Here is an 11670-nt window from a genome sequence, read left to right on the forward strand (position 1 = left end):
TCGTGGGTGCCCGTGGGGCGTGGCCGGGTGGTGCGGGGGTGGCGCGGAACGCCGTCGAGCGCCGTACGGGCGGAGCGGGGCGCCGCCCGGCGGAGTAGAACCTGCCCGGGCCGGGCACGGTCTTGCCGCAAGCCGAACGGTTGAAAGTCGTACTGCCCTGCGGATCCTCTTCGACAAACGGGGCATAACCGAAGGAAACCGCCATAGTCTTGGTGCAAGCGGCCGAATGGGTGCGGTTCCCGGGGGCGGGGTCCCCGGGGCGCGGGCCGGGCGGCCCGTCGCAGGGGACCGAGCAGGACCGAGCACAGGGAGCGAGGCGAGCCGGTGAGCAGTGAGGCGATCATGACGGACCGCGGCTGCGACTGCGACCGGACGCAGCAGCCGCCGGCCCCCGGGGCCCCCGACACGCGGCTGACCTCCGTGGTCGAACTCGCCCAGGACATGGCCGGGGCGCTCACCCCGCTGGAGGCCGTCCGGGCCGCCGCCGCGCGCGCCACCGAGGCACTCGGCGCCACGATGGCCGCCGTCTCGGTCTGGGACCGCGAGTCCGGCCGGCTGCGGGTCCTGGTCAACCACGGGGAACTCTCGCCGGGGGAGGAGGAGCTGCCCGAGGACGAGTCCTACCCGGTGGCCGACTTCCCCGAGATCGTCACCTACCTGGAGGAGCGCTGGACCACCGGCCGGCTGCCGCGCGCCTGGGTCCAGACCGCCGACAACAGCCAGCCGCACCCCGGGCACGCGCACCCGACCGCAGGCGCGTACTGCCAGGAACGCGCCGCCGCGCTGCGCCGGCGCGGGCGGGCCTGCTGCGTGGTCGCGCCGATCGTCCTGCACGGGCAGGCCTGGGGCGAGCTCTACCTCGCCCGGGCCACCGGGTCGGCCGAGTTCACCGACGCGGACGCCGACTACGCCACCCTGCTCGCCGCCCAGATCTCGGCCGGCCTCGCCCAGACCGAACGCCTCGCCGACCTGCGCAAGCTCGCCTTCTCCGACCCGCTCACCGGTCTGGCCAACCGGCGTGCGGTGGACGCGCGGCTGGAGAGCGCGCTGGAGGCCCACAACCGGGGCAACACCGTGGTCTCGCTGGTGGTCTGCGACGTCAACGGCCTGAAGCGGGTCAACGACCAGCTCGGCCACGAGGTGGGCGACCGGCTGCTGGAGCGCTTCGCCCACCAGCTGTCGCTGGCCGCCGCCAAGCTCCCCGGCAGCCTCGCCGCCCGGCTCGGCGGTGACGAGTTCTGCCTGCTCGCCGAGGGCCAGAAGGCGGACGAGGTGGTCGCCGTCGCCGAGGAGCTGTGCGCCCGGGCGCTCGCCCTGGCCGAGGGCGAGGGCGTCGCCTGCGGGGTCGCCTCCACCGGTGACTCGATCGGCCCGGTCACCACCCCCGACCGGCTCTTCCGGCTCGCCGACGCCGCCCAGTACCGGGCCAAGGCCGCCCGCGCCGCCCACCCGGTGGTCGCCGGACGCAGCCACGGCCCGGGCTTCTCGCCCGACCCGACGGTGCTGCTCGCCGACGCCGCGGACCCGCACCACCGTGCCGACGGGCGCGGCCGACCCGGCGGCCGGGCCGGCTCCGGCGACCGGCGGCGCTTCCGCGGCGCCGCGCACAGTGCCGACCCGGGGCAGTTGCTCACCGCGGTGCTCGCCGCGCTCGACCAGCACGGCACCACCCGCTCCGTGCACCCCGCGGACACCATCGGCAAGCTGGCCGTCGTCGCCGAGATCTCGGCCCGGCTGCTGGACGCGGTCGGCTGGTGGATCTCGTACGTGCCGCCCGGCTCGCAGCTGATGCGCACCGCGCAGCACGCCGTCTACCGGATGACCAGCGGGCCGAGCAGCACCCGGGCGGAGACGCAGCGGGCCCAGATCGAGGCCCCGGACGCCGTCTTCGACCTGCGCCACTACCCGATGACCCGCCGGGCCGTACGCGGCGGGGCCTTCGCCCTGCGGGCCGGCGCGGCGGGCAACGACCCGGCGGAGGAGGCCATGCTGGTGGTCTCCGGCTACCGCGGGATGGTCGCGGCCGGCGGCCAGAACGCGGCCGGCGGGTGGCTGCTGGAGCTGTTCGCGGACGATGCCACCCTCCCGCTGGGCCAGGTCGCCGCGGCGCTGCGCTCCCTGGTCGCCGTCGCCCTCGCCGGCCCGGCCTCGCCCCCGGTGAGCTGAGGGCCGGAGGCGGGGGATCGGCGGGCGGGCGAAGGGCGGGCGGGGCCGGGCCGTCGGCGCGGTGTGGCGGTTCGGTGACCGGTCTGTTCCGAGCCGGTCGCGGTCCGGTGGCGAGGGCGTTGCGGGACTGGGCGCGGTGGGGCGGGCGTGGGATGGTGTCCGCGGTCGGCGGGCCGTCGGGGCCGCGCCGGATCGGATTCTCGGGGGTTGACTCCTATGCGCGCTCGGTTGACGGGCCTCGTCCTCTCCGCGGTGCTCGCCTTCGGCGGCGGCGCGCTCGCCGCCGCGCCGGCGGCCTCGGCGGCCCCGGTGGTGCGGTCGGCCCCCGCGGCCCCGGAAGCCCCAGGGGCCCGGCAGGCGCCCGCCCCCGTGGTGCCCGCGGCGGCCGGGCCGGCGGGCGTGTCGGCGGAGCGGCACGGGGCGTCGCGGCTGGCCGAGTCGTCGAAGGACAAGTCCAAGAAGAAGAAAAAGAAGAAGAAGGGCCTCGGCCGGATGATGGGCCTGCTGATCGGCGCCGTGCTGGTGCTGACGGTGATCGCCGTGATCATCGTGGTCGTGCTGGTGCTCCGCCGCCGCAACCGCCGCTGAGGTCAGCCACCGTCCGGCGCTCCGTCGGCCGCTCCGTCGGCCGCTCCGTCCGTCGCTCCGAGCGCGCGCAGGACCGCGGCGACCAGGCGGTCCGCGTACGCGTGGTCGACCGCCCCGAGACCGTGCAGCCAGCGGTAGTACATCGGCCCGTAGAGCAGATCGACGGCGAGGTCGAGGTCGGTGTCGGCCGGGAGCTGTCCGGCGGTGCGGGCGCTGCGCAGGCGGTCGCGGGTGACCTCCAGCAGGGGGTCCAGCAGCCGTTCGCGGTACTCGCGCAGCAGGTCCGGGTCGACCAGGTACTCGGAGATCAGACCCCGGCCGGTGTTGTCGAAGGCGGGGTCGGTGAGCTCGTCGGCGGTCGGGCGCAGGACGGCGCGCAGGTCGGCGGCGAGATCGCCGGTGTCGGGCAGCGCGAGGCTGCCGCTGGCGTCCTCGCTGACGGCGAGGAAGGCGTCGAAGACGACCGCGCCCTTCGACGGCCACCAGCGGTAGATGGTCTGCTTGCCGACTCCGGCACGGGCGGCGATCTTCTCGATGGTGAGCTTGGCGAAGCCGACCTCGGAGACCAGGTCGGCGGCGGCGGCGAGGATCGCGGCGCGGCTCTGCTGGCTGCGGCGGCTGGGGTCGGGCGCGGTCTGTCGGGACATGGGGCCATCCTAGCGCTACAGCGAGACGAACCGTCTCGTCTTGACAGGTGGCGGGTCGTCAGGCCATGATGAGGGCGTTCCGACGAGACGGATCGTCTCGTCTCACCATCTCGACGAAGGGCTCCACCATGACCCGCTCCGCACACATCGCCATGGTCTCCATCCCGGCCCACGGGCACGTCAACCCGAGCCTCGCCGTCGTCGCCGAGCTCGTCGCCCGCGGCCACCGGGTCAGCTACGTCAACGACGCCTCGTTCGCCGGGACCGTCGAGGCGACCGGGGCGACGCTCGTGCCGTACCCGACCGCGCTGCCCCTCACCGACGACTCCCAGGTGTGGCTGCAGGACCCGGTGGCGATCCAGAACCTCTTCCTCGACGACGCCGTCGCCATGACCCCGGTGGTCCGCCGGCTCTTCGAGGAGGACCGGCCCGACCTCGTGCTGTACGACATCGCCGGGTTCACCGGGCGGGCGGTGGCCGAGGGGCACGGCGTCCCGGCCCTCCAGCTCTCCCCGACCTACGTCGCCTGGCAGGGCTTCGAGCAGGACATGGCCGAGGTGTTCGAGGCGATCCGCAGCGGCCCCGGCGGGCCCGCGTACCTGCGGCGGTTCGCCGACTGGCTGGCCGAGAACGGCACCGTCGTCCGGGACCCGGAGGAGTTCAAGGCCCTCCCGGCCCGCGCCCTCGCCCTGATCCCGCGGGCCCTGCAGCCCAACGCCGACCGGGTCGACCCCGCGCGGTACACCTTCGTCGGCCAGTGCTTCGGCGACCGCTCGCACCAGGGCGGCTGGCAGCGGCCGGACGGCGCCGAGAAGGTGGTGCTGGTCTCGCTCGGCTCCGCCTTCACCCACCAGCCGGCCTTCTACCGGGAGTGCGTCCGGGCCTTCGGCGACCTGCCCGGCTGGCACGTCGTGCTCCAGATCGGCAAGCACACCGACCTGGCCGAGCTGGGCGAGGTGCCGGCCAACGTCGAGGTGCACCGGTGGGTGCCGCAGTTCGATGTGCTCGCGAAGGCCGACGCCTTCGTCACCCACGCCGGCATGGGCGGCAGCAGCGAGGGCCTCTACCACGGGGTGCCGATGATCGCGGTGCCGCAGGCCGTCGACCAGTTCGGCAACGCGGACAAGCTGGTGGAGCTGGGCGTCGCCCGCCGCCTCGACACGGAACAGGCCACCGGGGAGGCGCTGCGCGCCGCCCTGCTGGAACTGACCGGCGACCCGGAGGTGGCCGCGCGCCTGGACGTGCTCCGCGCCGAGGCGCGCGCCGAGGGCGGCACCGCCCGCGCGGCCGACCTGGTCGAGGCCGAGCTGCGCTGACGCGGGGGCGGGATCCGGGCCCCGGGCGCGCCCTCGCGGGCGGGCCCGGGGCCTCAGGCGATCCGGTCCGGGCGGGTGTACACGTTGGCGCCCTCGCCGCGCAGGAAGCCCACCAGGGTCAGGCCCAGCTCCTCCGCCAGGTCCACCGCCAGCGAGGACGGCGCCGACACGGCGGCCAGCAGCGGGGCGCCGGCCAGCGCCGCCTTCTGGGTCAGCTCGAACGAGGCCCGGCCGCTGACCAGGAGCACGTGCCCGGTCAGCGGGAGCCGTCCCGCGCGCAGCGCCCAGCCGACCACCTTGTCGACGGCGTTGTGCCGGCCGACGTCCTCGCGGGCGCAGAGCAGTTCGCCGCTGACGCCGTCGAACAGGCCGGCCGCGTGCAGGCCGCCGGTGGAGTCGAAGGTCCGCTGGGCGGCCCGCAGCCGGTCCGGCAGCCCGTACAGCAGCGCGGGCGGGACGGTCAGCGGGTCGTCGGCGACCGGGTGGCGGACGTGGGTGCGGACGGCGTCCACGGTGTCCCGGCCGCAGAGGCCGCAGGCGCTGGTGGTGAGCAGGTTGCGGTGGGCGGAGAGCGGCAGCGCCCCGGCGCCGCGCAGCGTCGCGTCCACCACGTTGTAGGTGTTGGCGCCGGCCTCGTCGGTGCCGGCGCAGTAGCGCAGTGCCGCGAGGTCCTCGGAGGTGTGCACCAGACCCTCGCCGACCAGGAAGCCCGCCACCAGGTCGAAGTCCTGGCCCGGGGTGCGCATGGTGACCGTGAGCGGCTCGCCGCCGAGCCGGATCTCCAGCGGCTCCTCGGCCGCCAGCGCATCCGGCCGGGTGCTCCGCCCGTCCCCCCGCAGCCGGACCACCCGCCGCCGCGCAGTCGCCCGCGTCATCGTGTCGCCGCCTCCTGTGTCCGTCGGTCTGCCTGTCGGTCCGTGCCGTCCGCGCGGTCTGCGCCGTCCGTGCAGGCCGGGGCCGGTCCGTTGTCGTGGCGTGCGCCGTGGGGCGCCCGTCACCCCCACAGCGTGCGGCACCGGCTGCGGTATCCGAAAATCCAGGTGACCGACCGGTCCGGCGCCGGAGTCCCGGAAGGGCTCAGGTGTTGTCATATCTTCATTCACCTGGTGAGATGGTGTATATGGATATGCACAGTGCTGCGGCCCCCCACACGCCGCTCGTCCAGGTCGGCAAGGCCGACGTCGGCGCCGAGGACGTGCTGGCCGTCGCCCGGGGGAACGCCCGGGTCGAGATCGGCCCGGACGCGCTCGCCGAGATGGCGGTCGCGCGCGCCCGGATCGACGCCCTGGCGGCCGAACCCCGCCCCGTCTACGGCGTTTCCACCGGCTTCGGTGCCCTCGCCGTCCGGCACATCAGCCCCGAACTCCGGGCCCAGCTGCAGCGCTCGCTGGTCCGCTCGCACGCCGCCGGGATGGGCCCGGCGGTCGAGCGCGAGGTGGTCCGCGCGCTGGTGTTCCTGCGGATGAAGACGCTCGCCAGCGGCCGCACCGGGGTCCGCCCCCTGGTGGCGCAGACCATGGCCGCGATCCTCAACGCCGGCATCACCCCCGTGGTCCGGGAGTTCGGCTCGCTCGGCTGTTCCGGTGACCTCGCGCCGCTCTCGCACTGCGCGCTCGTCCTGATGGGCGAAGGTGTCGCGACCGGCCCCGACGGCGTCGAGAAGCCGGCCGCCGAGCTGCTCGCCGCCGCCGGCATCGAACCGGTCGAGCTGCTGGAGAAGGAGGGCCTCGCCCTCATCAACGGCACCGACGGCATGCTCGGCATGCTGGTCATGGCCATCGCCGACCTGCAGCGGCTGTTCACCACCGCCGACATCACCGCCGCGATGACCCTGGAGGCGCTGCTCGGCACCGACAAGGTGCTCGCCCCCGAGTTGCACGCCCCGATCCGCCCGCACCCCGGCCAGGCGCTCTCCGCCGCCAACATGCTGGCCGTGCTCAAGGACTCCGGCCTCACCGGCCACCACCAGGACGACGCCCCGCGCGTCCAGGACGCCTACTCGATCCGCTGCGCCCCGCAGGTCGCCGGCGCCGGCCGTGACACCCTCGCCCACGCCGCGCTCGTCGCCTCCCGCGAGCTGGCCGCCTCCGTCGACAACCCGGTGGTGCTGCCGGACGGCCGGGTGGAGTCCAACGGCAACTTCCACGGCGCCCCGGTCGCGTACGTGCTGGACTTCCTCGCCATCGCCGCCGCCGACCTCGGCTCGATCTCGGAGCGCCGCACCGACCGGCTCCTCGACAAGTCCCGCTCGCACGGCCTGCCGGCCTTCCTCGCCGACGACCCGGGCGTGGACTCCGGCCTGATGATCGCCCAGTACACCCAGGCGGCGCTGGTCAGCGAGAACAAGCGGCTCGCCGTGCCCGCGTCGGTCGACTCGATCCCCTCCTCGGCCATGCAGGAGGACCACGTCTCGATGGGCTGGTCCGCCGCGCGCAAGCTGCGCCAGTCCGTCGACAACCTCGGCCGGATCCTCGCCGTCGAACTCACCGCCGCCGCAAGGGCGCTGGAGATCCGCCGGCAGGCCGACGCCAGCGGCACGGTGGCGCCCGCCAGTGCCGCGGCGATGGCCGCCGCCCGCGAGGCGGGGGTCGGCGGCGCCGGCCGCGACCGCTTCCTCTCGCCGGACCTGGAGGCCGCCGCGGCGCTGGTCGCCTCCGGCGACCTGGTGCGCGCGGTGGAGCGGGTCACCGGCCCGCTGGCCTGACGACCGGTCGTGCGGAGCGCACGGTGCGCTGCTCCGGACCCCGCCGTGGGCCCTGTGGCGGGCTCCGCGACGGGCCCGGCGCCGGACGGGACCGGCCGCCCGAGGCGGCCGGTCCCCCGGCGTGGTCGGTCCGGGGGAGGATCAGTCCCAGTCGCTCCGCACGCTCTCCGCGGCGCGCCGCTCCGCCCGGTCCAGCCGGCGCTCGGCCAGCGCGGCGGACACGTTGACGCCGACGATGCCGGCCCAGCAGACCACCAGTCCCCAGATCCCGCTGGTGCCGCCGGCGATGCCGGACAGCGGGATGCCCAGCGCCATCGAGACGATCGGCACCACCCGGGCGCCCGAACCGTGCGGGCGGTGCGGGCGGCGTCCGGGACCGTGCGGCCGGTGCCCCTCCGCCGGGTCGTAGCCACCGGCGGGGCCGAGCCGCTCCGCGACCCGGCGCTCCACCCGGGCGTCGAGGCGGGCGTCGATCCGGGAGAGGAAGGAATCGACGAGTTCCGACTCGTACTCCTTGCCGAGCTCCTTGCGGGCCTGCAGCGAGGCATCGAGATCGCGCCGCATGTCGTCCTGGCGAGTGTCCATGGCAACCAGGGTGCGCCCACGAGGGCGTGTCGGTCCATCGGTTCGCACCGTAATCCGGGAGGACTAGGGGGGAAATCAGGGTCACCCCCGGGAGGCCGACCCGGTCGCCGGTCCGACCGGTCGCCGCGCGGCCGCCGGACCGACCACGGGGGCGGCGGTCGGATCGGCCGCCGGATCGGACACGGGGGCGGCGGTCGGACCGCCGTCCGGCCGGCCGCCGGAGGTCTCACCCGGTGTTCCGGCGTACGAGACGTCTTTGCCAGCGGCAGCCCGCTGCTGCACAGTCATCCGAACAGCTCGCATCCGGAGGTACCGCAATGACCGCCACCGAGGACACCGGCACGGTCGGCCCCTCCGCCCGGCTGCTCCAGCTCTTCGAAGGACACCGGCTCACCCCCACCCAGCGCCGGATCGCGCACTCCCTGGTCCGGCACGCCACCGAGGCCCCGTTCCTCTCCAGCGTCGAGGTCGCGGAACTCGCCGGCGTCAGCCAGCCCTCCGTCACCCGCTTCGCGGTCGCCCTCGGCTACGACGGCTACCCCGCGCTCCGCAAGCAGCTGCGCGAACTCGGCGCCGGCGAACCGGCCGCGCCCGAGACCCCCGCCGACGCCGTCCGCAACGAGCACCAGCAGGCCGTCCTCGCCGAGATCGAGCACCTGCGCCTGCTCGCCGACCTGCTCGCCGACCCCGAACCCATCGCCCGCGCCGCCCGGCTCCTCGCGGCCTCCCGCCCGCTGCCCGTCCTCGGCCTGCGCGCCGCCTCGGCGCAGGCGCGCGGCTTCGCGTACTTCGCGGCCAAGGTGCACCCCGACATCCGGCTCCTCGACGAGGGCGGCAGCATGCTGGCCGACCGCCTCGAACAGGCCGCCGCCGCCGGTGCCACCGCACTGCTCTGCTTCGCCCTGCCGCGTTACCCGCGCGAGCTCATGGAGGCTCTGACGGTCGCCCGGGACTGCGGGCTGACCGTGCTCACCGTGGCGGACAGCGCGTTCGCCCCCGTCGCCAAGCTCTCCGACCTGATGCTCCCCGCCGCCGTCGGGACCAACCTGGTCTTCGACACCGCCTGCGCGCCGATGATGCTCGGGCGCGTTCTGTTGCAGACCATGTGTGACGAACTCCCGGGCGCCGAGGCCCGTTTGGAATCCATCGAGCAGTCGGCCGCGGCGCGCGGGCTCTTTCTGGAGTAGTCGTCACAAACCCGGGCATCCCTCTGTACAGGGGGTGCCGCCATGCGCGTGATCCACGAGATGAAGTTCGTCGGCCGCCTCGCCTCGGGCGCCGACGAGTGGTCCTGCCCGACCTGTGGACGCCGCGTCACCCTGCGCCGTCTGCCCGAGCCCGAACTGACCGTCCTCGATCCGGGCGACGACACCGCCGTACACGTCGGTGTCATCGAGCCCGACGCCCGCGCGGCCGCCACCGCGGAACGCTACGGTCTCGGCCCCGTCCAGGAGATCCCCCGCCCGCCCCGCCCCGCAGACCCGGACGCCGACGACCGCCGCTGGCTCGCCGAGATCGGCATCGACTGGGACGGCGACGCCGCCGCCTGACGGCGGCCGGCGACACGGGGCGTGGACCGGGAGACCGGCCGTGCCGCTCGCTCGCCCGGGAGCGGCCGGGCGAGCGGCACGGGTGCGCGGCGGGAGAGCCGTCCGACGGTCCCCGCGTGCTTCCCGCGGGGAGGCGGTGACGTCACCGGGGTGCCTCCGACGGTCCGGACGCGAAGGCCGGTGCTCCGCTCGACCTCCTCCGCCGTGTCGCGGAGTCCGTCGGGCTGCCCGGTGGCGGCCGTCGTCGTCTCCTCCGCTCTCCGTCGCTGGGCCGAGTGGCTGGTGTTCGCCGGGTTCGGGGTAGCGCTCGGTGGTCGGCCGTGCGGGTGTTGATCGGATGTGCGCAGGTCTGGCCGGAGGCTGAATGTTTGGATATATTCAGCCGAGTAGAGACTGAATGAATTCATCCGTAGGGAGGCTGGACATGGTGCAGCAGGCGAGCGGGCCGCGCGAGGTGCGGGCGGCACGGGGAACCGCGCTGACGACGCAGGGGTGGCAGCAGGAGGCCGCCCTGCGGATGCTGATGAACAACCTCGACCCGGAGGTGGCCGAGCACCCGTCGAAGCTGGTCGTCTACGGCGGCACCGGCAAGGCCGCGCGGGACTGGCGCTCGTTCGACGCCATGGTCCGGACGCTGGAGGGGCTGAAGCAGGACGAGACCATGCTGGTCCAGTCCGGCCGTCCGGTCGGCGTCATGCAGACCCACGAGTGGGCGCCGCGCGTGCTGATCGCCAACTCCAACCTGGTCGGCGACTGGGCCAACTGGGAGGAGTTCCGGCGGCTGGAGTCCCTCGGGCTCACCATGTACGGGCAGATGACCGCAGGCTCGTGGATCTACATCGGCACCCAGGGCATCCTCCAGGGCACCTACGAGACCTTCGCCGCCGTCGCCAACAAGCGCTACGAGGGCACGCTGGCGGGGACGATCACCCTCACCGCCGGCCTCGGCGGCATGGGCGGCGCCCAGCCGCTGGCCGTCACCATGAACGGCGGCGTGGCGATCTGTATCGACTGCGACCCGTCCCGGATCTCCCGCCGGATCGAGCACCGCTACCTGGACGTCGAGGCCAAGAACCTCGCGCACGCGCTGGAGCTGGCCACCGCCGCCCGCGACAGGAAGCAGCCGCTCTCCATCGGCCTGCTGGGCAACGCGGCCGAGCTGTTCCCGCAGCTGCTCGCGATGGACGCGCCGATCGACATCGTGACCGACCAGACCAGCGCCCACGACCCGCTGAGCTACCTGCCGCTCGGTGTCGCCTTCGACGACATGGCGACGTACGCGGCCGAGAAGCCCGCCGAGTTCACCCAGCGCTCGCGCGAGTCGATGGCCAGGCACGTCGAGGCGATGGTCGGCTTCCAGGACCGCGGCGCCGAGGTGTTCGACTACGGCAACTCGATCCGCGGCGAGGCCCAGCTGGCCGGCTACGACCGCGCCTTCGCCTTCCCCGGCTTCGTCCCGGCGTACATCCGGCCGCTGTTCTGCGAGGGCAAGGGCCCGTTCCGCTGGGCGGCCCTCTCCGGTGACCCGCAGGACATCGCCAAGACCGACAAGGCCGTGCTCGACCTCTTCCCCGAGAACGAGTCGCTGCACCGCTGGATCAAGATGGCCCAGGAGAAGGTGCACTTCCAGGGCCTGCCCGCGCGGATCTGCTGGCTCGGCTACGGCGAGCGCGACAAGGCCGGCGAGCGGTTCAACGACATGGTCGCCTCCGGTGAGCTGTCCGCCCCGATCGTGATCGGCCGCGACCACCTGGACTGCGGCTCCGTCGCCTCCCCGTACCGGGAGACCGAGGCGATGCTGGACGGCTCCGACGCGATCGCCGACTGGCCGCTCCTCAACGCCATGGTCAACGTCGCCTCCGGCGCGTCCTGGGTCTCCATCCACCACGGCGGCGGCGTCGGCATCGGCCGCTCGATCCACGCCGGCCAGGTCACCGTGGCCGACGGCACCCCGCTGGCGGGGGAGAAGATCCGCCGGGTGCTCACCAACGACCCGGGCATGGGCGTCATCCGGCACGTCGACGCCGGCTACGACCGGGCCGACGAGGTCGCCGCCGAGCGCGGTGTCCGCGTCCCGATGGGCGAGCTGTGACCGAGCCCGGCTCCGACAGCTT

The 11670-nt window shown here is 74.5% G+C and carries 9 protein-coding genes and 1 pseudogene; 7 read left to right on the forward strand and 3 right to left on the reverse strand.

The window, feature by feature from the left end; genetic code table 11:
- Positions 1-441: 441 nt before the first annotated feature.
- Both PUR61_RS30475 and PUR61_RS30480 read left to right on the forward strand, forming a co-directional pair.
- Positions 442-1578 (forward strand): annotated as a pseudogene (locus PUR61_RS30475) (diguanylate cyclase domain-containing protein); the annotation flags it as partial.
- Between the two features lie 816 nt (positions 1579-2394).
- On the forward strand, positions 2395-2754 hold the full coding sequence (locus PUR61_RS30480) for a hypothetical protein (protein ID WP_329882723.1): 360 nt from the start codon (positions 2395-2397) through the stop codon (positions 2752-2754).
- A gap of 2 nt (positions 2755-2756) precedes the next feature.
- On the opposite strand, the gene PUR61_RS30485 is transcribed toward PUR61_RS30480, so the two are convergent.
- Entirely contained in the window at positions 2757-3401 is a 645-nt protein-coding gene (locus PUR61_RS30485) for a TetR/AcrR family transcriptional regulator (protein WP_329882724.1), read from the reverse strand.
- 128 nt (positions 3402-3529) lie between these two features.
- On the opposite strand from PUR61_RS30485, the gene PUR61_RS30490 reads away from it, so the two are divergent.
- Positions 3530-4717 (forward strand): macrolide family glycosyltransferase, encoded by a 1188-nt coding sequence (locus PUR61_RS30490; protein WP_329882725.1) that lies wholly within the window; start codon positions 3530-3532, stop codon positions 4715-4717.
- Positions 4718-4770: 53 nt separating this feature from the next.
- Here the strand turns inward: PUR61_RS30490 and fdhD are convergent, their stop codons facing one another.
- Positions 4771-5592, reverse strand: a complete 822-nt coding sequence (gene fdhD / locus PUR61_RS30495) for a formate dehydrogenase accessory sulfurtransferase FdhD (protein WP_329882726.1) — start codon at positions 5590-5592, stop codon at positions 4771-4773.
- 245 nt (positions 5593-5837) lie between these two features.
- Here fdhD and hutH point away from each other — a divergent pair, with 245 nt between their 5' ends.
- A complete protein-coding gene (gene hutH, locus PUR61_RS30500; RefSeq protein ID WP_443035264.1) occupies positions 5838-7421 on the forward strand; it encodes a histidine ammonia-lyase in 1584 nt (527 codons plus the stop codon).
- Positions 7422-7562: 141 nt separating this feature from the next.
- Here hutH and PUR61_RS30505 read toward each other — a convergent pair whose 3' ends face one another.
- Positions 7563-8006, reverse strand: coding sequence for a hypothetical protein (locus tag PUR61_RS30505; protein ID WP_329882727.1), 444 nt, complete (start codon positions 8004-8006; stop codon positions 7563-7565).
- A gap of 317 nt (positions 8007-8323) precedes the next feature.
- On the opposite strand from PUR61_RS30505, the gene PUR61_RS30510 reads away from it, so the two are divergent.
- From PUR61_RS30510 to hutU, 3 genes are all read left to right on the forward strand, one after another.
- Positions 8324-9193 carry a MurR/RpiR family transcriptional regulator gene (locus tag PUR61_RS30510; RefSeq protein WP_329882728.1) on the forward strand — a complete coding sequence of 290 codons (870 nt, stop codon included), beginning with the start codon at positions 8324-8326 and terminating at the stop codon, positions 9191-9193.
- 42 nt (positions 9194-9235) lie between these two features.
- Complete coding sequence (locus PUR61_RS30515; RefSeq protein ID WP_329882729.1) at positions 9236-9556, forward strand: hypothetical protein; 321 nt, start codon at positions 9236-9238, stop codon at positions 9554-9556.
- A gap of 424 nt (positions 9557-9980) precedes the next feature.
- The gene (hutU, locus tag PUR61_RS30520) at positions 9981-11648 is read left to right on the forward strand and encodes a urocanate hydratase (protein WP_329882730.1); all 1668 of its coding nucleotides are present in this window, start codon (positions 9981-9983) and stop codon (positions 11646-11648) included.
- Positions 11649-11670: the final 22 nt, after the last annotated feature.

The organism is Streptomyces sp. BE20 (genome assembly GCF_036322525.1).
Classification (GTDB): Bacteria; Actinomycetota; Actinomycetes; order Streptomycetales; family Streptomycetaceae; genus Kitasatospora.